Genomic DNA, 19,978 nt, shown 5'->3' with positions numbered 1-19,978 from the left:
GCCTGCCGACCTAGCATTGTTCATCTCCTCAAAGAGGCGTGAATCAATGAGGTGGATTACAGTTCCGGGTGACTAGCTGAGGCGCGAGGTCCACACCCAGCAGGAGCTGGGCGCTGCCGGTCAGGTCGCCATGTTGCGAAACGTAGAAATAATGCTCGGCTTCAAAACCGGGAAGAAGTTCCACGACGAGGCCGGCAACGCCATGGGTAAGGTTGGAACCCGCGCGCATGTCATGGCGGACGCCGAGGTGCACAGCGGCTGATTCCGACAGAGAGCGGGAATAGAGGGCCTGGGCTTCGAGATCGTCGAAGCTGGTCCGCGTTTCGCTGCCTCCGGTAAGCTTGACTAGAAATTGGTCGTTCCCCGCGCCAGCAGTCAGTGTGCTGTCGAGTAGAAGGTGATCGTCGCCCTTGCCGAGATGTACTTCCAGAAGATCGACTTCCAACTCAAGCGGAACTTGCGCAGCGGCTGGAGCAGAAATAACCCCAAGGGTGAAGAAAGCAGCCAGTAGTCGCATGATGGATCGAGTTCGCATGTTGCTTGTTTGCACATAATGTCTGGCAGACTCTGCCGAAGCGGTCATTCAATTTGGCAACTTGTGTCAAAACCGGGTGTGAATTCCGAACAACGCCGAAACCCCGGAGAGCGTTTTGCCTCGCCCCTGCTCATGGCGTATCAGACGCGCATCGCGCAGGTGCTGTTTTTCTTCTTTGCCTCCTGTACCCCTGATACCACATCAGCGGTCCCGTAATGGCCAGAAACACAAGAGACAGACCACCCAACAATATTAAAGCCCGGCCTGCCTCACCGAATGTCTTCCCGTCGTGGATGGGTAGCATGGGGACCCAAATGTGCCGATCATTTGCTGCCGCTGTCGTCGCCAAGACTTGCGTCTTCGCCAGGTCCAGAGCGACAGTGTGCACGGCTTCCGGGTTACGTTCCGGCGCAAAAAGGAAAATATTGAAAAGGCCCGGAGCGGGCATGCGAATATCCCGAACGGCAGCCCCGGGAAACCTGGCTTGCGCCAAAGCAAGCGCACGGTCGGCATGTCCCCAATTCACAGACGGCATTTCTTTCGCCGGGGCCTGTGACAGCGGTCCGGGCGTCACCATCATGGCAATGGCCATCGCCAGCCCCGTCAGTGCCGAGGTGCCAATAACGATCGTCACAATAATACCAGTGCTTCTGTGGACCTGCCTCAGCAGAAGGCGAAACGAACTATTCCAGCGAATCGTCAGGCTCTTTGCAAAACGGCCTTTTGCTGGCCACCAGTAGAGCAAGCCGGATGTCATCATCATCAGGATCGAAAGGTCAGTACAGATTACGACAGCCAGACCAATCTTGCCGCTCATCAGCTGATAATGCACCAGCAGTGCGGCCTCGGTCGGATAGTGCCAGATGCTGCCAGTACTTAAAATTTTCGAACTGCCCGGATCGACAGTGGTATAGATCATGTTACCCGTTCGGTCCGCCATGTGGGCAAAATAGACACCGTCTTTGGCGACTGGAAATGCCAGCCGCTGAATTTCGCGTTCCGGGTAGGAACGCTGCACCGCGATCAGAATATCACTCAGCGGCGCATTGCCACTATTTGATTGGCGGACCATGCCGACAGGATCGATAACCCGGGCCAGTTCCCCACGGTAGATCAGAACGATGCCGGAAAGTGCCTGCACCAGAACGAACAGAGCGGCCACAAGGCCACAATATCTGTGGATTTTCAGCAAGACTGGCCGCAGCATTCCCGACTTTCCCTTCACGAACCGCAACCACAGGAACCATAGTAGAATTGGAAACGCCGGCAACAATAGTCACCGGCGCTCCCAACATCATATCAGCCTTTTCCGGGACATTGTTTGGCACCGGAAATCGCATTCGCCGTCAGAAATTGAAACTTGCCTTGACGGAGAAGGAACGCGGCGTACCCGGCTGCACCCAAAGGCTCGCATAGGAGCTGGCATAATAACGCTTGTCGAACAGGTTGTTCACGTCCGCCGAAATCTTGATATTATCGGTCACTTCGACAGATGCCAGCAGCTTCACCAGCGTATAGCTGGGCAGGAAGAAGGTGGTGGCGGTTTCGCCCAACCGCTTGCTGACATAGTTGACGCCGCCGCCGATCATGGCCTTTCTCTCACCAATGGCGAAATTCTTGAACAGCAGGAAATTGGCCTGATGCTTGGGAATGTTGATCAGCGGGTCGCCCTTCAGGATTGGCTGTCCAAAATTGGGATCGAGCACGTCGCTGGCCCATCCGGCATCAGTATAGGCATAGTTCAGGAACATCTCGAACCCGGCGGGCAGCTTGGCATTGAGGTCGAATTCGATGCCCTTGCTGTCCGCTGCACCAACCGGCTTGGAAAAGCCTGCATTGACCGGATCGGTGGACAGGACATTGGTCTTCTTCATTTTGTAAAGCGACAGGGTGCTGGTAATTTTCCCGTCCGGCGTCACGAACTTCGCGCCGACTTCATAGCTTTCGCTGATTTCCGGCTCGAACGGCTGTTTGTCAAAACTGATGCCGCTATTGGGGCGGAAGCCTTTGCCATAGCTGGCATAGAGCGAAATACTGCGGGTCGGCTCGAACACCAGGCCGGCCATCGGACTGAACTTGGTGTAAGTTTTGCGCGGGTTGGAACCGTCCAGTCGCAGGTCGATATTCTGGTCAAAATGGTCATAACGACCGCCAAAGCGCACCTTGAACTGCGGCACGATTTCAATCTGGTCTTGCGCATAAATGCCCCAGGCTTTCTGCACTTCGTTCGCATCCTGAATGACGACATCTGGGATCGGCGCCACACCGTTGACGGGGTTGAAGATGTTGACGGTGTACGGATTGGGACGCGGACGATAGCGGGTCTGGAGTGTGTCGATCTCGAACTTGTCCCAATCCGCACCGACGCGAATGTTATGGACGATCGACCCGGTTTCGAATTTGCCGCTGATTTCGCCACGGAACACCATATGGGTGGTGCTGTAATCGCGATAGCGACGCTGGCGGGTCAGGTTCTGGCCGTCGGTATAAAGCTGCTGACGCCCCTCGACCAGCTCGGGGTCGCTCGAATAGCCCACGAAGGTCGTATCCTTATACCCGGCGCCCAGCATCACCACCCAGTCGTCGCTCAGCTCGTGCTGCAATTGCGCCTGATGGCCCAGCACCTCGACTTTGATTGGACCATCGGCAGGATTGCCCAGGAAGCGAGACTGCGGGACAATGCCCAGCGTATATACGCCGGTCGCCAGATCCTTCATCGCCACCACACCGCGATCGAATGGGACCTCCTGGTTTACATATTCCAGTTCGTAGGTGAAGATTGTCTTGTCCGACAGCTTGGCCAGAAAAGACGGATTCAGCACATATTTGCGGGTGTGGATGATATCACGAAAACTGTCGGCATCCTCGACCGCACCAGTGAGGCGAACCGCGACACTGTCGGAGATAGGCAGGTTAAAATCGCCTTCGATCCGATAATGGTTCCAGCTCCCGCCGGAAACAGAAAAGCTTCCGCCTTCCTTGAAGGTCGGCTTCTTGGTGACAATATTGACGGTGCCACCCGGTTCGCCACGACCAAAGAGTGCCGAGTTCGGACCTTTCAATACCTCGATGCGATCGATATTCGACGCATCGCGCGGGCCGCCATAGCCGCGGCCGCCGTTGAAGCCATTGACCAGGAAACCGCTGGGGAAGTTTTCATCGCCGGCAAAGCCGCGAATGGCAAAACTGTCCCACAGGCCGCCGAAATTATTCTGTTTGGAAACGCCACTGGCCAATTCAAGCGCGCTGTCGAGACGGGTCACATTCAGATTGCCAAGCAATTTGGAATCGAGGATCTGTACTGACTGCGGGATTTCCTTGAGCGGCATATCACCTATATATTGCTGCCGAAGGGCAACGACGACGATGTCGCCTGAATCGGCCCCTGCCGCCGGCGCTTCCTGTGCGTGAAGCACAGGCGCCAGTATGAAACAGGAAACGCTTGCTGCAAGCGCTTTACGGAAACCTTTGACAGTAGACATGATAGCTTCCCCTTAAAGTGTTGTACCGTTCCCTTGGGATATTCGTCTTGCTATTATTTATACCTGCGTTAGAGGGACTTGCGCTCCCGACCAGCTGTCAGGCTGAGCGCTCCTGCAATAGCGGCGCTACGCTTGAAAATAGCACACCCCTTCTTTCCGCCGAATTTGAGTATCCGCCCCATTTTTGAGAACTTTTGGTCAAATCACTGGCCTTTTGCGGCGGTTTCTTTTGAATTGCGTAGTGAATAGGCAGAAGATGCCGGGTCGCCAAAGGTCGCCAGGTGTGGCAGCACGGGATAGGTGGTTTTGATGATCATTCCGCCGCCAAGACCAATTATTGCACGCTGAAGCATCAGCCCTCTTCGGGCCGGAATAGATCCTTGTAAAAACCGTTGGTGTGCACCGTGACGGTGACAGGCCTGTCGCCCTTGTTGCGCCAGTACCAGCCGTGCGTGCCGTCAAATGGCGCGGTGAAACTGCCCTGCGCCGACCCGAGTTCCTTTTCCTTCCAGTAGCTGGTAAATTCGCCATCGGCGGCGTTGGGCCGCTCGCCGTGCATATCCACCTTGACCAGACCGCCCTTTACGTCCCAGCGGAAGACGAAACTGTCGCCTGCCCGCATATGCGCCTTGACTTCCGTGCCGCTGTGCGGGGGAAGGATGACGGTCATTGCATCGTTGCGAAGCGCGCCGGCCTTAACGATGTTCGCCTTTGCCGGGATGCCGGGCGCGACAGCGGGCGCTTCGCTAACAGGGGCTTCAGGCTCAGCTGCCGCCGCCATTCGCGTCAGGCCGATGGCGCCGCCAAGGCCGGTGATGTCGATCCCCTTTTCCGCCGGAAGCACGAACAGCGTCAAGACAAGAGCGGCCGCAACCGCCGCACCTGCGCTCGCCTTGGCGAGGGTCTGGGGAGAAGTCTCGATGGAAGCGATTTGAACTGTCATGTCATGCCCCTTGCTGGACATAGCCAGCCAGTTGATAGCCGATGAGGATGAAGCCTGCCGCCATGAGGGCGGCATTGGCGGTAATGGCGTTGCGGCGGAAACTTTCGGTCATCCGCCAGTAGTTCATCAGCAGGAGGATGAGGCCCAGCGCCATGAACTGGCCGATTTCCACCCCGATGTTGAAACTGATGAGATTGGGAAGCATCCCGTCTTTCGACAGCGTCAGTTCCTGCAGCTTGGTCGCAAGACCAAAGCCGTGGAAAAAGCCAAATATCAGCACGGCCGCCTTCGGGTTGGGCGTAAAGCCAAGGACCGTCTTGAACCCGCCCAAATTGTCGAACGCCTTGTAAACCACCGAAAGACCGATGATCGCATCGATAATGTAGGGATTGGCGCGGATATCGAAGAATACGCCCAATAGCAGTGTCGTGCTGTGGCCGATGGCGAACAGCGTCACATATTTGCCAACGTCCTTGAGTCGATAAAGGAAGAAAATGACCCCGGCGAGAAACAGCAGATGATCATAGCCTGTCACCATATGCTTGGCGCCCAGGTAGATATAAGGGACGATATTGACGCCGGCATTGGCCTCTATGAAGTTCTGATCTTCCTTGGCGACGCCGTGCGCGAAGGCCTCCGCGCCACCGAGGAACAACATCATTGCGGTGAATAGCAGCAGGGTCAGAGCGCGCGCCGGAAAGCGCGCCGCCGCAGATCTATGAGAAAACGGCACGGCTCCCATGCCTATTTCACGGTGAATATAGCGAAGGTTTTCGCCTTGCTCCTGTTGTTCACCAGCGTCACCGTGACCTTGGAACCGCTGGGAACCTTCACGCCCTTGCCGATATATTTGTTGCCGCCCGCAGGGGTGAGTGGCGCTTCCTTCTTTGCCGCGCCAGTCGCTATGCTGAGCTTGGCCGATGCACTGGAGGCAGGAATCGGTTCGGCCTCCTCGCTGATATAAAGTTCCACACCCTCTGGCTTGTTCACCAGTTCGAACAGCGTTTCACCAGTCATCTGCACGATGCCGCCGTGTTGCGGTTTCGTGCTGCCATGGGCATAAGCTGCGCCGCCAGCAGCCAAGGGTGCGGCCAGAACGGCGAAGGCGGCCAGAGTCATACGGAAATTCATCGCGATTTCTCCTTATTCGGGTGTGTGCGGCAGCTTGAACGACAGCGTCGCAAAATGTTCTTGTTTTTCATAGATCTTCGGCTGATCGCTCGGCCCGGCATAAGTGGCGCCAATGACGTTCAGTCCCTGATTGCGAACGGGAAACGTCACCATGCCGTTGGCATCGGTTTCCAGGGGCTTCTGATCCGGGTCATTGACGAAATCGGTCAGGATCGGCGCACCCTTCAATGGCTTGCCGTCAAACAGCACCTTGATGGTCAGGGGCTTGCCGATGTCGCCGGGAATTTGGCCGTCGGCCAGGATGATCTGCAGCCGCTGGTCGGCCATGACCGGAATCCTGGCGTCCAGCGTTCCCTTGAAGTCCTTAGGTCGGTCTGACAGCCCGATGAGGTGCACGGCATATTTAATCGTGCGCTCGCTCTCGATTGCATCAGGCATCTGATCGAGCCCCATTTGGTGATACTCGCCAGCCTTGTCCTTAACCCAGACCCCATTGTCGAGAACCGCGGCGACCGCGGCTATGGGAGCCTCGCTATCGACGATCGGAACAATACCGGCTGGCTGGATGGTGGCAGATACAGGCTTCCACTCCGCGTCATAGCCCTGAATCGATTTGACCTTCGGAAGCCGCTTGACCATGTCTAGGTCATCGGCTCCCAAGCCATAGATCATGGCCAGCTGCTTGCCGCGCTGTGCAAACCAGATGCCGTGCGCCTGTGCCGCTGTTGCAGAGGCAAAGCCGGTGGCGAACACCGCTGCGGCAAAATATCGGGAAAAAAGGTTCATGAAGCACTCCCATATTGTTCGTGGCTGCTGTCCCACACCATGGCAGGTTAGTTAGGACGATCGGGAAAACCTGCCAATTATGAGGTGCGTCCGGGAATCAATTGCCGAATATGACGCGCAAACGGCAGAATGAGGGGCGCGACCAGTCAATGAATTCAGGTCCCCGTCGGCGGCAAAATACCAAGCCATGCTACCAGTCCAATGATCGAAATAGCCGCAACGGTTTCCAGCATTATGCTGCGACGAAGTTTCGCCAGTGCCACTTTTTCATCGCCCGATGACATGGCATCACCCAATGCGGGGGTCAGGCGAAAACGATTGAGGGTAGCCAGAACGAGCATGGCGAGAAACAGTGCAATCTTCACCATCAGCAAACGCCCGTAAAGACTGCCGGGCAGCGCCTGAAGATTGCCGGGGCCGACCAGCATCAGGGCGCTGAATATGCCTGTCGCAAGGATGACAAGCACGATTATCGTGCCAATCGTCGAGAAGCTGGCAAGCGAGGCGTAAAGCCGCTCAAGCTGGACCCGATCGCGTGTCCTGCCCGCCTCGACAAGCGACCAGAGCAAACCCGCGAGCGCGCCCAGCCAAGCGCCCGCCGCGAGCAGGTGGAGCATGGTGGCGGGCAGATGCAGCGCCGCCGCCGGTCCTTCGCTCGCTGCCGCATGACCAAAGAATGGAAGAGTCGAAAGCGCCACTGCGGCGGCTCCCGTCGATACAACCAGCATCCTTGTGCGCCGCCCGGACAACAATAATGTTGCGCCCAGAATAATGAGCAGAGCCGCCATCCGCACTTGCCAGACGGTGCCAAGCGGCATGTCGAACAGCATCATAGAAAGCGTCGACCTGTCCACATCACCAACTGCCTGACCGCTCATCGATGCCGCCAGTTGCAGGAAACCGAAACCGGACAGACCCATGCCGACGATGGCCAGCAACATCATGGTCGCGTCCAAACGTATCCGCTGTCTGGCATACAGAGCAAAAAGCGGCAATCCGAACAACAGCAACAGATCAGCATACAGCGCAAAGCGTACGATGATGAGCGGCCAGTCAGCCACGTTCTATTTCACCGTGAACGAGAATTTGCCTTCGATCCGGTGCGTGTCGGCGGCGACTGCGTGCCAGCTCAGTTCATACTGACCGGCGGGCAACGGGCGTGGCAGGGTTGCCACCATCGTCTTGCCATCGCTGGCAACACTCGTCTTGAAGCCCGCAATTTTCATCGGGTCGTGGCTCGCCATGCCGGGCATTCCCGTCATGACAAGTTCAAAACCGGAAAATTGCGGCACCAGTGTTTCACTGAATGTCAGCTTGATTGCCTTTGGCTTGGCAACAGTCGCATCGGCGGCTGGCGTGGATGATACAAGCTTGGGATGCGCCAGTGCCGCCGTCGGTGCAGCGATCAGGGCGAGAATGGGAGCGACAAGCAAAAGGAACAGGCGATTCATGGGGTTTTCTCCAGCAAGCAATTGAGTGGGTACAAAATGACATACGCATGCTGGCAACCCATCCCTCATGCACAAATGCCGATGCGCCTCTCATCCGCTCATATGTGAGGGCTTGCGCTTGGAACTGCGTATGCATGATATACAGGCAGGAGCCAAGAATATGGACGACCTCGATATTATACTCACTCGCATGCGGGAAAGCCCGGTACATCGAGGGCTGACAGACATGGAAAGCGCGGTCATCGAAGGTATGGCTGCGCGGCGCGCCAATGCCGGAGCCATTCGAAATATCGCAGTTGTCGGTATCGTCGCCCTTGGCATCGGCATGGCAAGCGGCCAGTTTTCCGCTGGCCGCGCAGAAGCTTCTGTTTCTGCTGCTCCCTTTGGCGTGCCAGCCACGCTCGCTCCTTCCAGTCTGCTGGCGGCGGGAGAATGAATAATATCCAGCGCGGCGTGCTGATCGCCCTTGTCGCATTTGCGGCGGCGATGGCCGGCGTTCTTGCTGGCCGCAGCTTGTTCAATACACAGGCCCCGGTCGCAAACGAACTGCATGCGTTCTTGCATCAAAAGCTTGACCTGGATTCAACCCAGACAGCACGGATTGAGGTTTTGGAACATCGGTTTTCCATCCGCAAACAGGCATTGGAAATGGAATTGCGTGCGGACAATGCGCGCCTTGCCGAAGCGATTGAGGCCGAGCATGGCTATGGACCACAGGTCGCGGCCGCAATCGACCTGTCGCATCAGGCAATGGGCGAGCTTCAAAAGGAAACATTGCAGCATATTTTTGCCATGCGCGCCGTGCTGCGGGCGGACCAGGCGGCAAGGTTTGACCAGGCGGTGGTCAAGGCGCTGACCACATCGGAAAAGTGAGCATTTCCCTTGGCGATTGCACGGACGCGGAACTGGCTGCGCTGGCATTGGGGGGACGGCAGACAGCCTATTCCGAATTGATGCGCCGTCACCGGGAACCGATATATCGCCTTGTACGCGCACAGGTTGGCGATGCCGACGAAGCACTGGACGTCACGCAGGAATGTTTTGTATCCGCCTTTGCCGCGCTTGCCCGTTTCGATCGTACCCGGCCCTTCCGCGTCTGGGTTTCACGCATTGCCATCAACAAATGCCGCGACTGGGCGCGCCGCCGGTCCGTGCGGCGCTTTTTTACATTCGCTCTGCCAATTGATGCCGCCAGTAGAACTGCCGACAGTGCACCTGCACCCGATGTGGCGATGGCCGATCAGGAGGAATGGCAACGGCTTTCGGCGGCCATCGTCCAACTGCCGCTATCGGTCCGGCAACCACTGCTGCTGTGCTCGATCGAGGGCTTGTCACAGGCAGAGGCCGCGCAAGTATTGAACATCAGCGAGAAGGCGGTGGAAACCCGCATCTATCGCGCCCGTTCAAAACTTTCAGAAATATTGAGGGGTTAGGCCCGGACTCGCGTATCTGGATTGGTAACTGCCTTTTCCTTCCAACGGAACGACCCCCGACATGATTTCATCGCATATTGACCGTAGAACACTGATCCGCAGCGCCACCAGCGTGCTGGGCGTCGCTGCGCTGGGCGAATTATTCCCGGCCTGGGCACAAAGCGGTACGCATGGCGCTACGCCAATGGCGGGGGTGCTGTCCGGCGAAGATATCGCTTTGAAGGTCGGCCATTCGCCCTTTTCCGTTGGCGGGCGAAGAGGCCATGCGATTACCGTTAACGGCACGTTACCCGCCCCGCTGATCCGGCTGAGGGAAGGACAGAATGTCCGCATTTCCGTCACCAACAGTCTGGATGAGGACACGTCGATCCACTGGCACGGCCTGATCGTGCCATTCCAGTTCGATGGCGTGCCGGGTATCAGCTTTCCAGGAATCAGGCCGGGCGAGACATTCCGCTATGAATTCCCCGTTCGGCAGTCGGGCACCTATTGGTATCACAGCCATTCGGGAATGCAGGAGGCGGTGGGCCATTATGGGCCGATCATCATCGATCCTGCTGGTGCCGATCCCGTCACCTTTGACCGTGAACATGTTATTGTCCTGAGCGACTGGAGCTTTCTCCACCCGCACGTCGTGCTTAGCAAGCTCAAGCAGGTGGGCGGCTATTTCAATCGACAGAAGCAAACCCTCACAGGACTCTTGCAAGGCAAGGACCAGTCACAGGCCGAACGGCTGAAGTGGGCGAAGATGCGAATGGACCCCACCGACATTTCCGATGTGACGGGTTCCACCTACACTTATCTGATCAACGGCCATGGCACGGCGGAAAACTGGACCGGTCTGTTCGTACCGGGAGAACGGGTGCGGCTGCGTATCATCAATGCATCGGCCATGACCAATTTCAACGTGCGCGTGCCGGGCCTGCCGATGACCATCGTTCAAGCCGATGGGCAGCACGTCCAGCCTGTTGAAACAGACGAATTCCAGATCGGCATTGCCGAAACCTATGACGTGATTGTCCGACCGGGTGATGCCGCCGCCTATGGCCTGATTGCAGAAGCCCTCGACAGGTCAGGCCTCTGCCGCGCTACTCTGGCCCCGCAAATCGGGCCGGCAGGACCTGTGCCGCCGCTGCGCGAACGCCCGCTGCTCACCATGCGCGATATGGGCATGGGCGACATGGACATGGGCGGGACGGGCGGAGAGCCTGGTGTCATCGACCTCAGCGCCCCCGAAGGCGCCGATCCCATGGCGGGCATGGATCATGGGTCGATGAAGATGCGCGACCCCTCCGTCGCGCCGGGGGTTAAGATGGGGCCGGGCGTGGCGACGCTTTCCCCCATGCCCGCTGATCGCACTGGCGACCGCCCGACCGGCCTTGAAGACGTGCCGCACCGTGTACTGACCTATCACGACCTCGCGGCGCTCGCCCCGAACCCCGACCCGCGCCAGCCGACCCGTACACTCGATATCCATCTTACCGCCAATATGGAACGCTATATGTGGTCATTCGACGGCGTGAAGCTTAGTGATGGCGCCGCTCCGATTGCCTTTCGGCATAACGAACGGGTCCGGGTGAATTTGATCAACGATACGATGATGCCGCATCCCATCCACCTGCATGGTCATTTCTTTGAACTTGTGACCGGCAATCCCGGACATCATCCATTGAAACATACAGTGAATGTGCTTCCGGGCGGCAAGGCCACATTTGACCTGACGGCCGATGCGCTCGGCGACTGGGCTTTTCATTGCCATATGCTGTTGCACATGCACGCGGGCATGTTCCGCGTCATAACCGTCCGGCATGGGGAGGATGCGGCATGATCCGTTTATCCCTCCTGCTATCGGCCATGGTCCTGCCTGTTCCGGCTGTCGCGCAAATGGATCATTCGCAGATGGATCATTCCATGCATCGGGAGGTGCCAGAGACGGGTCACGTCACGGGTAGTGAACTGCCACCTCCACCGCCTTCTGATCATGCCGCAGACCGGATTTACGATCCGGCGGACATGGCCACGGCGCGGCAGATGCTTGCAAAGGAAGCTGGCGGCATGGCGGCATCCATGATCATCGTGGAACGCGCCGAATATCAAATGCGCAATGGTTCGGACGGCTATCGGTGGGAAGCGGAAGGCTGGTTCGGCGGAGACATTGATCGCTTTGCGTTCAAGACGGAGGGCGAGGGGAATTTCGGCCATGCGCCAGAACAGGCGGAACTGCAGGCGCTCTATAGTCATGCTCTCGATCCCTGGTTCAATCTGCAGCTTGGCCTGCGCCACGACATTCGCCCCGACCCGTCGCGGACCTATGCCGTCCTCGGCATCGAGGGACTCGCACCCTATTGGTTTGAGGTCGGCGGGGCCTTGTTCCTTTCCGACAAGGGCGATCTGTTGGCCCGCGCCCAGATGCATTATGACCAGCGGATTACCCAGAAATTGATCCTCCAACCCAGTGCGGAACTCAATTTTGCGGCGCAGGATGTGCCGGAAAATGGCGTCGGGTCGGGCCTGTCGAACATCGAACTGGGTCTGCGGCTGCGGTATGAAATCATTCCCGAATTCGCGCCTTATATCGGGCTCTCCTATGAGCGTAAAACAGGGGACAGCGCCGATTATGCCCGTACCGCCGGGGAGCACGTGTCCTCAACCAGTTTTGTGGCAGGAGTGCGCTTCTGGTTCTAGGCTCGGCGCTGTCTCAAAGGCCTTCTCAGGTGATAGCGCTGGTTTCCTGCATATAGTGAAGCCCAGATGGCGCGCCACCGGTTCGCAGGTCACCTTGCCATCCAGATGTTAAGGCCCGCAAGCAGGTGCCTGTCCTGCTGCTAGGCGACGCAATAGTGGACAGTATCGTCCACGATATAAAACCTACCCCATATAGAATGATTCAATATTGAAGAGTTTGTCGATGGAGCATTGTAATTTTCGTCGGCGTTGTTTTGCCTGCGCCCATTTGCGTTCGATGGGATTGAGGTCGGGGCAGTAAGGCGCGGCGCGCGGCATCGTAGATCGACTTCGCGCGCGTTTCCGCATTGCGCGCACGCCCCAGACGAACCTCGGCCGATCGTGCACGGTCGACCGCAGCCGATTGTTCTGCCGTCACGCGGGCGATGACGCGATCAATTGAAATGGTGTCGAAAACGCGCAGGTCCGATGCAATGGACCGCTGGTCAGTCTCGACCTTCTCGAGACGGCTCTCGACCTCGGCGGTGGTGGCATTTTCCAGTGAGGCGCCCACGAGGCGAGTCTCGAATCCTTGATCGAAGTTGCCAGCTGATCGCGCTCGGCGGTGGCCTTAAGGAAGGCCTGCTCAGTAGTTTGCGTTTTGCGCAGAGCGGCATCGCGTTCGCGCTGACCGCCGCCAGAGTCTGTTCGAGCACCTGATTGAGATCATCCCAGTCGGTCCAATAGCCAACAATCACGAGGTCGCGGTCGAGAAGGCGCTGGGTCAACCACGCGGCCCCCTCTGTCAGAAATTGGTTCGGCGGCGAGCTGACCTGCTGCCCATACGGTGCGGACAGGATCGCTCCAGCAACCATGAATCATGAGCAACGGCGACCTGCTCGCCAGGAGTGCGGCGACCTTATCGCGGCTCACGCCTGCGCCGACATGGCCGAACAGTAGATTGCCCGCCGCTGTCGTGCGGGCGCTCCCATGTAGAATCTGTCCCACAGTGCATCCTTCCATTGATGGCTGAATAATGCACCATCAAATGCCGGGACTAAACACCTAGGCTGGCAATGCCCATTGATGAAATATCTGGCAGATTGCCGCGGATAGCTGTAAGGTTTATTCGCCCTCAAATTTGGAATTGCCAGCATAACCTTTAAGAGTACACTGGCGTAGCAATGCTACTCGAGAAGAGCAAAAATGCCAGATAAAGCAATCTTACTGAAGATCGGAGATTACTTGATTTCCAGTGACGATGCGGACGCTCTGGCTGAAGAAGGACGCCGGGTACGAAGTTTCATCGCTTCAAATCGCTCTGGCACGCTGCTTCGCCTTTTTGATTTTTTGCTGGAGCAATCTATCGAAGGACGTTGCCCCAAAGAAACGGAAATCGCCGAAGAGATATTTCAAAACAACTCGAATGAGCCTGGGCGTCAGGGTTCGCGCGTTCGGGTCGGCATCTATCGTCTCCGCAAAAAACTTGACCTGTTCTATCACGGAAAATCAGGCGCGCGCTTGACCATTCGGCAAGGCGAATACGGGTTTCAACTGGAGACGCCCGACGTAACGGCTGAGAGTGACCAGACCCCTGTAAGAAAATCGGGCGATTCTAGCACCTCCGCCCCAGTGGTTCGCATTGCCATTTCAATATTGTTGCTATTCAATCTGGTATTTTCGTTTCTGTATTTTAGTCACGCTTTTCCCTCAGGCAATTCTCTGAACCATTCAACACTTTGGCAGTCATTTGACGGCGAGAAAAATTATACTTTGGTCCTCGGTGATTATTTCATGTTTTTGACACAGAGAAACCAGGATGGTGTTGAGGAGGTAGTTCAGGATCTTTCAATAGATTCTGCCGATGCTTTCTATGAATATGTAACCACGACTTCTGGAATTCAGGATACCCTGAAAAACGAAGATCTCTATGCGGTTAGCTCGGATATTTTAGGGCCAATTAGCCGGCTATCGTCCTATCTCAAGAATATCGATATTCATCCACTCACTTCTTCTGAACTTGATCCCACGATGTTGAAGTCCTCCGGTATAATTTATCTCGGCGCGCTTGATGCCATTTCACCATTGCTGAGTAATCCGCTATTCGAGGCTTCGCAGTTCCGTTGTGGTACCACTTGCTATGAAATAATAGACAAGGCCTCCAAGCGGAAATTCCTGTCTGATAGCCCCTATCTGCTAGGCAACGGAATTATCCCGCGGCGGGATTATGGTTATATTGCGAGTTATCCCGGCCCGTCGGGCAAGCCCATTCTCATCTTGTCAGGAACGGGCGATGCCGGTGTAGCGCAGATGGTCAACATCGCCACCAATGCGAAAATGCTCGAACAGTTGCGTCATAGCATCGGAGGCAATTTCCGGTCCTTTGAAGCGCTTTATCAGGTCCGCACGATGTTCAATCAAAGCTATGGAAGCAAGCTGCTAATCGCCAGACCCATCGATTCCCAGCGTATTTGGGACGAAGCAAAGCGCAGCGAATAGCCGGAAGGGCGACGCGGGTCAGGGAGCGGGGCCGTCGCCTTTGTCCGTCTTCAAAGCCCACGCGATCAAGAGCTGTGTGTCGAAAATGAAGTCCCCTGTGCCACGCACTTGATAGAGAGCCTCGAAAGCCTTTGCCCCCCGGTCTTCTTTGCCAACACATCAAGTTGCTTTTTGTCAGATACGAGCCTGATCATTTGCGAAAGCGCGGCGTCATCGATACCTGAAATCACGATTGTCTGGTTGCCTGACGGGCCAGGATAGCTGGCAATGTATCCATAATCATAGCCAAATGGATCTTTGGTTGGGCCACGACTGTTCGATATATCAGTCGATGGTGCCGCTCGCGCCCTGAAAACCTTCCCTGAGGAATTATCCTTCAGTTCATTGAAATCAGCACCAGGCTCGAACCGCGATTGTCTGAGTACAGGTGATCGCAGCTCTCCCAGTTCAGCGAAGTAACCGATGTAGATCACGTTACGGGAATCGATAGTTTCTTGCGAAATGCGTGAAACAGGAATGATGTCCGGCACACCATGATCCGAGCGCATCCCTGCGACCAAGGGCAGGATCGCAGTCGCACCCGTTGCCACCCTTGCCGGGATCCGGTGGATATCGCGATCATGTAATTTGCTATATTGATCGGGGTGCATCCTCAAATAGTCATCAAGATCTCGCCCCGAACGGATCGTTGGATGCATGGCAAGGCGCTGCACCTTGTCTTCCGGGCCGCTTTGCACAACCAGATAAAAATCGCCTACAGCGATTAGCGGCAATCGCTCATGCGTGGCCACCGGCTGCCAGAAGGGCGACTTGCTAAGTGGGGAGAGAGCCTCCCCCCCCAACCCACCTTTGAGAAATAGCAGGCTCCAAAACACCGCAGTAGCCACAAAGCCAGCTATGACCATGACTCGAATGCGCTTTTGCCGGTTTCGCGACTTCAGCCGCAGAGATGGCGCTTCATCTTCATCCACGCTCTTCGGTTCATCCGTCAATATCAGGCGATACTCGCCCTTGGGAATCTCTAATAGCATGCCGCTTTTTCCGGCATTGAAGATATGCAGCCGTTGGCGCAACCGGTAGATATGCGCACGTACCGTAGAATCCTGAGACGTATCGAACTCGGCGGTTTTTCCGAACACAGCCATTGCTATTTCGATTTCTTTGGGAGCCCGCCGGTCGGCGGATCGCTCTAGCAGATAGTCGAGCAAATGGGAAAGGACCGTGGAGCGGCTTTCTCCGACCAGCACCTCTCGAAATTGCGAAGCTTGCTCGACAATTAGCCGCTGAGTAGCTTCGTCCACACAGTCAAATTGAGCCCGCCTTGTCAAAAGCGTGGTGTCTCCCGCAGAAGCAAACTTAATAAAATCATATCAGTCACCCATCGGTTACCTCCGGCAAAAGCACATCACCAGCCACGCTACCGTGTAAATCAATATTCGGGACGCGCAATCCTCCGGCAGATCCTCATTTTCCGGGACAAGTTAGCTGTCATGGCCGGCCTCGCGACAAACATGCCATTATACTTGTGTTGGCACGATTAACCGTCCAGCACTGTAATCATGGGATAAGCCCCATGATTACAGTATATCAAGCCATGTAACGCCGTGCTCAATGTTGGAGATGGCGAAACCCTCGTCAATGCAACACTATCAAAAACTCAACTGATATTGCACACCGATTTGACGTGGACGACTCACCACGCCGCGAGGCAGGCGCTGGCCGCCTGCGTCCTGTCGTTCAAAGGAAGAGGATGGCTGATCACCAAAGTTCAGCCGCTTGTCGAACAGGTTCTTAACATAGACCATGATCTGCGACGCACCGACATTAATGCCAATATTGCCGTTAACCATGTTGATAGGTTGCCGGGCAACCACCCCGCCACTACCGTCAGGAACCTTAACCGAACTCGTGTAGCTGTAATCCGCAGCAACGAAAAGGCTGAGATCATTTGTGATTGGCGTTTCGTAAGAGCCTGAAATGCTGCCGGTCCATTTCGGGACCAGTTCTAAACGACTGTCAGGCGCCTGGGGAAGCAAGCCTGGGGATTTCAGAATCGCGTCAGTGTAACCGAGACCGAGCTGGATCGATAGAGGTACCCCGGCAAAAGGCCGGCCGGCAATTTCAAACTCGCCGCCATTGATTTGTGCCTTGCCTGCGTTTGTGACAAACGGAAACCCACAGTCAGGCAGAAAAGCAGTCTGCTGGATGTTAGACCAATCCATTCGGAATGCAGCAGCTGATGCGCTTAGCCTGCCGCCACTCAACCGACTCTTGATACCCACTTCGTAGTTCCACAGAGTGTCGGATTTATATTGCCGGATGTCACCTGCGGCCAACCCGAGGGCGGCGAGATCGGCGTCACAGAAACTGGGCAACCGTGCCTGGCTTCCGCCCGCACGAAATCCCTTGGACACGGAGGCATAGACATTGCCACGATCGCCGACCTCATAGGACAGCACGGCCTTGGGCACCAAACCCGACTGCTTGCTGTGCAAAGCAGGGTTTTGGTTTGCTCCGTCCTCCCAGATAAATCCTGTATCAGTGTTCGCATCGGTTTTCTGCGTGACCCAATATTTCCTTAGACCGAGCGTCGCGGTAAGCTTTGGAGCCAACCGATAATAAAGTTCGCCAAAAAAGGCGGTGTTAGTTTTGTGCGTTTTGATGCCGCTCTCACTCAGATAAGCGGGTGTAAAACCAAAGTCCTCCAACTCCTGAACAAAAACGCCCGGCGCTTTTGCGCTCCCATGTTCGCTTTGGTAGAAGAAGCCCACAACGCCGGAGAGATTTGGCAGGATCGTGCCGTTATCGAAAGAGAGTCGCGTTTCCTGTGTGAAACGACTCTCCCTGAGAATGCTCTCAACGTAGAACACTGGCCGTCCCAGATCGAGCCCCAGTTCGCCTTCGAACCAGTCGTTCGTTCCTTCTGTATCGTCCTCCAGCTCGCGGGTCTTGCGGCTGAAGTAACTGGCTGAGGAAACTACGTCGAACCCATCTCCCGTATAATTCAGCGCCACCGATGCAAGGCCCCAGCGGTCCTTCGAGTATTCCTGGACGTCGCGCTCGCGGTCCACTGTGTAAGATAGGGGGCGATATGCTGGAAGCGGTACATAGGCAGCAGGAAGTCCGTGAAGTTCGCCAGTCTGGCCAATAACGTTTATCGTCGCTTCGAGCGTGTCGGTCATCTTTGCACGCAAGGTGACTGAGCCTATATATGTGTCATTGCGCCCCTGACCTTTTTTGAAATGAGATTGCCAGACGCATCAGGGAACCGCCGGGTGATGAAACCGGACTCCCGTGTATAGCCAAAGGCAATATCGACAGCGAGCTGGTCGGGTACCAGGACAATGTTTGCCGTGGCATTACCATCAAAATCGAATCCACCTTGCCGCGTACCACCCCCTTGCACCTGCACAGTGCCACTCTGTTCATTGAGCGACGGCTTTTTGGTTATAAAACGTAGCGTGCCACCCATGGAACTCGCACCAAACAAGGTTCCTTGCGGCCCCTTCAGAACCTCAATGCGTTCCAGATTCAGCACTTGCGGGCTAACGGACGCAGGAACTGGTGTGTCGTTAATATAGTAAGCCGTGGTGCCGTTGCCGACGATACCTCTGATAGTCGTCTGACGATCCCCGCTCCACGTCACGGTGGCGCCCTGACCGTATTGGAAACTCAGATTAGGAATTTTCGTCGCATAATCGGTAAAACTCCGAATATTCTGTTTTTCCAAAAACTCGGAAGAATATGCCGTGATCGAGGCCGGCACACTAGTCAGCGCCTCATCCTTACGCCGAGCAGATACCACGATTTCCTGAATCTCTTGCGTATTCCCGGCGGCATCATAGCCGCCCTGCTTCTCCTCGCCCTCCTGTGCATTTGCCAAGCAGGGCGACGCCAAAGCGGATCCTGCAAGTAAAAGGGCGACTAAGGTGCCCGATCGCGTGGCCACTCCGACCTTAGCCAACGTCATTTTGGAATATGTCATAATATCTCCCCCCTGTTCTTCAGGTGCGAACTTATATTTGGCCTCCGCCTTCGCTGGCGATCTGGTGATACGCGGTTGCTGCATCACGCCCTCTCCAAAGCTATGTGAGAGAGCACCGAATTCCCTTTTGAAATTGCCCGATTCCGCCCTTCATCAAGCGGCTTCAATTGGTTGCGCCAGGACAACTCTGAACCATAATTGGCACCATCTGTTGCGGATAAGTCAATATCTTAGGGGCGCAAAAACTGTTCGGAAACGTTTAGAACATGGCTTGCTACGTTACCCGAACATGCTCACCTCTCGGGTAATGCGGGCATGTCAGCCTGGTTTCGAGGGGAGGTGATGAAACCATGATCATCGACCGCCGGAGCTATCGATTCTTCCCACCGAGCGCGCCCGTTGAACGGTTTCGTGACCGCTTCGCGCTTCTCCACCTTCAAACACGCACTATTATCCAACACCGATCAATTTTCGATAGATTGTGAGCGGTGGAGGCAGAACGGTCTCGGCAAAGGGGCTGTCAAGAAGCCGATGAACTTCCGCTCAGATCCGGTGAGAGGAATGTGTTGAATGAATAGAACGATAAGGAATTTCTGCGCGTGTGCCCTCGCCCTGTTCGGGATATGCCTGCCTGCAGCGGCGCACCATTCTTTCGCAATGTTCGATCAGAATAAGTCGGTCGAACTCAAGAACGTTGCCGTTGCCCGATTTCAATGGGCCAATCCTCATGTCTTTGTGGTCGTCAAAGACGGGGGAACGACCTATACATTGGAATGCGGCAGCCCTTCAAACATGCGTGAAACCGGCTGGAAGTTCAATACGCTCAAAAGCGGTGACAAGATCGATGTTGTCTTCTTCCCGCTGCGAAATGGGAAACCGGGTGGAGCGCTCAAACTCGCGACACTGGCTAACGGCAAAAAGCTGGAGGCTTGGTGACGCTTTCCTGTCGGAATGCGTGTAGACCGGTAATGGAGCCAAGCCCGTTCAGTTTCAGAGTCCTCTTGGAGGAGGAACCCCTCCGACTTCAGTCGGATACTGGCTTTAGCCTTAGACTCGGCCAGTAGCCTGT

The 19,978-nt window shown here is 55.9% G+C and carries 21 protein-coding genes; 7 read left to right on the top strand and 14 right to left on the bottom strand.

What is annotated here, in order from left to right:
- Positions 1 to 43 precede the first annotated feature (43 nt).
- The 10 genes from L3X40_RS17470 to copC all read right to left on the bottom strand — a co-directional run bounded on the left by L3X40_RS17470 (position 44) and on the right by copC (position 8,328).
- Positions 44 to 517 carry a copper resistance protein B gene (locus tag L3X40_RS17470; protein WP_237366754.1) on the bottom strand — a complete coding sequence of 158 codons (474 nt, stop codon included), beginning with the start codon at positions 515 to 517 and terminating at the stop codon, positions 44 to 46.
- A 148-nt stretch (positions 518 to 665) separates the two neighbouring features.
- Entirely contained in the window at positions 666 to 1,742 is a 1,077-nt protein-coding gene (locus L3X40_RS17465) for a PepSY-associated TM helix domain-containing protein (RefSeq protein ID WP_237366753.1), read from the bottom strand.
- Between the two features lie 139 nt (positions 1,743 to 1,881).
- Complete coding sequence (locus L3X40_RS17460; protein ID WP_237366752.1) at positions 1,882 to 4,017, bottom strand: TonB-dependent siderophore receptor; 2,136 nt, start codon at positions 4,015 to 4,017, stop codon at positions 1,882 to 1,884.
- Positions 4,018 to 4,220: 203 nt separating this feature from the next.
- Positions 4,221 to 4,370, bottom strand: a complete 150-nt coding sequence (locus L3X40_RS17455) for a hypothetical protein (RefSeq protein ID WP_237366751.1) — start codon at positions 4,368 to 4,370, stop codon at positions 4,221 to 4,223.
- Positions 4,370 to 4,960: a hypothetical protein gene (locus tag L3X40_RS17450; RefSeq protein WP_237366750.1), complete on the bottom strand. Its 591-nt coding sequence runs from the start codon at positions 4,958 to 4,960 to the stop codon at positions 4,370 to 4,372. Before L3X40_RS17450 ends, L3X40_RS17455 begins: the two co-directional genes overlap by 1 nt.
- Before the next feature lies 1 nt (position 4,961).
- Positions 4,962 to 5,618: a HupE/UreJ family protein gene (locus L3X40_RS17445; RefSeq protein WP_237366755.1), complete on the bottom strand. Its 657-nt coding sequence runs from the start codon at positions 5,616 to 5,618 to the stop codon at positions 4,962 to 4,964.
- 86 nt (positions 5,619 to 5,704) lie between these two features.
- On the bottom strand, positions 5,705 to 6,091 hold the full coding sequence (locus tag L3X40_RS17440; RefSeq protein WP_237366749.1) for a hypothetical protein: 387 nt from the start codon (positions 6,089 to 6,091) through the stop codon (positions 5,705 to 5,707).
- A 12-nt stretch (positions 6,092 to 6,103) separates the two neighbouring features.
- Positions 6,104 to 6,877, bottom strand: a complete 774-nt coding sequence (locus L3X40_RS17435) for a DUF4198 domain-containing protein (RefSeq protein ID WP_237366748.1) — start codon at positions 6,875 to 6,877, stop codon at positions 6,104 to 6,106.
- Positions 6,878 to 7,032: 155 nt separating this feature from the next.
- The gene (gene copD / locus L3X40_RS17430; protein WP_237366747.1) at positions 7,033 to 7,938 is read right to left on the bottom strand and encodes a copper homeostasis membrane protein CopD; all 906 of its coding nucleotides are present in this window, start codon (positions 7,936 to 7,938) and stop codon (positions 7,033 to 7,035) included.
- Positions 7,939 to 7,941: 3 nt separating this feature from the next.
- Positions 7,942 to 8,328 carry a copper homeostasis periplasmic binding protein CopC gene (gene copC / locus L3X40_RS17425; protein ID WP_237366746.1) on the bottom strand — a complete coding sequence of 129 codons (387 nt, stop codon included), beginning with the start codon at positions 8,326 to 8,328 and terminating at the stop codon, positions 7,942 to 7,944.
- 160 nt (positions 8,329 to 8,488) lie between these two features.
- Here copC and L3X40_RS17420 point away from each other — a divergent pair, with 160 nt between their 5' ends.
- From L3X40_RS17420 to L3X40_RS17400, 5 genes are all read left to right on the top strand, one after another.
- Positions 8,489 to 8,764: a hypothetical protein gene (locus L3X40_RS17420; protein WP_237366745.1), complete on the top strand. Its 276-nt coding sequence runs from the start codon at positions 8,489 to 8,491 to the stop codon at positions 8,762 to 8,764.
- Positions 8,761 to 9,201, top strand: coding sequence for a periplasmic heavy metal sensor (locus L3X40_RS17415; RefSeq protein ID WP_237366744.1), 441 nt, complete (start codon positions 8,761 to 8,763; stop codon positions 9,199 to 9,201). Before L3X40_RS17420 ends, L3X40_RS17415 begins: the two co-directional genes overlap by 4 nt.
- Complete coding sequence (locus L3X40_RS17410; RefSeq protein WP_237366743.1) at positions 9,198 to 9,761, top strand: RNA polymerase sigma factor; 564 nt, start codon at positions 9,198 to 9,200, stop codon at positions 9,759 to 9,761. The genes L3X40_RS17415 and L3X40_RS17410 overlap by 4 nt, the downstream gene beginning before the upstream one ends.
- A gap of 61 nt (positions 9,762 to 9,822) precedes the next feature.
- Entirely contained in the window at positions 9,823 to 11,589 is a 1,767-nt protein-coding gene (locus L3X40_RS17405; protein WP_237366742.1) for a copper resistance system multicopper oxidase, read from the top strand.
- Entirely contained in the window at positions 11,586 to 12,446 is an 861-nt protein-coding gene (locus tag L3X40_RS17400) for a copper resistance protein B (RefSeq protein WP_237366741.1), read from the top strand. Before L3X40_RS17405 ends, L3X40_RS17400 begins: the two co-directional genes overlap by 4 nt.
- Before the next feature lie 202 nt (positions 12,447 to 12,648).
- Here the strand turns inward: L3X40_RS17400 and L3X40_RS17395 are convergent, their stop codons facing one another.
- Positions 12,649 to 12,999: a hypothetical protein gene (locus L3X40_RS17395; protein ID WP_237366740.1), complete on the bottom strand. Its 351-nt coding sequence runs from the start codon at positions 12,997 to 12,999 to the stop codon at positions 12,649 to 12,651.
- A gap of 632 nt (positions 13,000 to 13,631) precedes the next feature.
- Here L3X40_RS17395 and L3X40_RS17390 point away from each other — a divergent pair.
- Positions 13,632 to 14,924, top strand: a complete 1,293-nt coding sequence (locus L3X40_RS17390) for a hypothetical protein (protein ID WP_237366739.1) — start codon at positions 13,632 to 13,634, stop codon at positions 14,922 to 14,924.
- Positions 14,925 to 14,989: 65 nt separating this feature from the next.
- On the opposite strand, the gene L3X40_RS17385 is transcribed toward L3X40_RS17390, so the two are convergent.
- The 3 genes from L3X40_RS17385 to L3X40_RS17375 all read right to left on the bottom strand — a co-directional run bounded on the left by L3X40_RS17385 (position 14,990) and on the right by L3X40_RS17375 (position 18,993).
- Complete coding sequence (locus L3X40_RS17385; protein WP_237366738.1) at positions 14,990 to 16,225, bottom strand: hypothetical protein; 1,236 nt, start codon at positions 16,223 to 16,225, stop codon at positions 14,990 to 14,992.
- Between the two features lie 348 nt (positions 16,226 to 16,573).
- A complete protein-coding gene (locus tag L3X40_RS17380) occupies positions 16,574 to 18,106 on the bottom strand; it encodes a TonB-dependent receptor (RefSeq protein ID WP_237366737.1) in 1,533 nt (510 codons plus the stop codon).
- Positions 18,107 to 18,129: 23 nt separating this feature from the next.
- Positions 18,130 to 18,993 carry a TonB-dependent receptor plug domain-containing protein gene (locus L3X40_RS17375; protein ID WP_237366736.1) on the bottom strand — a complete coding sequence of 288 codons (864 nt, stop codon included), beginning with the start codon at positions 18,991 to 18,993 and terminating at the stop codon, positions 18,130 to 18,132.
- Between the two features lie 486 nt (positions 18,994 to 19,479).
- Here L3X40_RS17375 and L3X40_RS17370 point away from each other — a divergent pair, with 486 nt between their 5' ends.
- Positions 19,480 to 19,845, top strand: a complete 366-nt coding sequence (locus tag L3X40_RS17370) for a DUF6152 family protein (RefSeq protein ID WP_272907977.1) — start codon at positions 19,480 to 19,482, stop codon at positions 19,843 to 19,845.
- The last annotated feature ends 133 nt before the right edge of the window (positions 19,846 to 19,978 follow it).

The organism is Rhizorhapis sp. SPR117, from assembly GCF_021742065.1.
Note: the sequence above shows the minus strand (reverse complement) of the source record. Positions and strands in the feature narration are given on the sequence as shown.

Excerpts from the sequence above, each read along its gene's own strand:
- L3X40_RS17370 (WP_272907977.1), top strand. The coding sequence starts at position 19,480 with ATGAATAGAACGATAAGGAATTTCTGCGCGTGTGCCCTCGCCCTGTTC.
- L3X40_RS17460 (WP_237366752.1), bottom strand. The coding sequence starts at position 4,017 with ATGTCTACTGTCAAAGGTTTCCGTAAAGCGCTTGCAGCAAGCGTTTCC.
- L3X40_RS17390 (WP_237366739.1), top strand. The coding sequence starts at position 13,632 with ATGCCAGATAAAGCAATCTTACTGAAGATCGGAGATTACTTGATTTCC.
- L3X40_RS17450 (WP_237366750.1), bottom strand. The coding sequence starts at position 4,960 with ATGACAGTTCAAATCGCTTCCATCGAGACTTCTCCCCAGACCCTCGCC.
- L3X40_RS17440 (WP_237366749.1), bottom strand. The coding sequence starts at position 6,091 with ATGAATTTCCGTATGACTCTGGCCGCCTTCGCCGTTCTGGCCGCACCC.
- L3X40_RS17420 (WP_237366745.1), top strand. The coding sequence starts at position 8,489 with ATGGACGACCTCGATATTATACTCACTCGCATGCGGGAAAGCCCGGTA.
- copC (WP_237366746.1), bottom strand. The coding sequence starts at position 8,328 with ATGAATCGCCTGTTCCTTTTGCTTGTCGCTCCCATTCTCGCCCTGATC.
- L3X40_RS17375 (WP_237366736.1), bottom strand. The coding sequence starts at position 18,993 with ATGCAGCAACCGCGTATCACCAGATCGCCAGCGAAGGCGGAGGCCAAA.
- L3X40_RS17470 (WP_237366754.1), bottom strand. The coding sequence starts at position 517 with ATGCGACTACTGGCTGCTTTCTTCACCCTTGGGGTTATTTCTGCTCCA.
- L3X40_RS17455 (WP_237366751.1), bottom strand. The coding sequence starts at position 4,370 with ATGCTTCAGCGTGCAATAATTGGTCTTGGCGGCGGAATGATCATCAAA.
- L3X40_RS17400 (WP_237366741.1), top strand. The coding sequence starts at position 11,586 with ATGATCCGTTTATCCCTCCTGCTATCGGCCATGGTCCTGCCTGTTCCG.
- L3X40_RS17405 (WP_237366742.1), top strand. The coding sequence starts at position 9,823 with ATGATTTCATCGCATATTGACCGTAGAACACTGATCCGCAGCGCCACC.
- L3X40_RS17435 (WP_237366748.1), bottom strand. The coding sequence starts at position 6,877 with ATGAACCTTTTTTCCCGATATTTTGCCGCAGCGGTGTTCGCCACCGGC.
- L3X40_RS17380 (WP_237366737.1), bottom strand. The coding sequence starts at position 18,106 with ATGACCGACACGCTCGAAGCGACGATAAACGTTATTGGCCAGACTGGC.
- L3X40_RS17415 (WP_237366744.1), top strand. The coding sequence starts at position 8,761 with ATGAATAATATCCAGCGCGGCGTGCTGATCGCCCTTGTCGCATTTGCG.
- L3X40_RS17465 (WP_237366753.1), bottom strand. The coding sequence starts at position 1,742 with ATGCTGCGGCCAGTCTTGCTGAAAATCCACAGATATTGTGGCCTTGTG.
- L3X40_RS17445 (WP_237366755.1), bottom strand. The coding sequence starts at position 5,618 with ATGTTGTTCCTCGGTGGCGCGGAGGCCTTCGCGCACGGCGTCGCCAAG.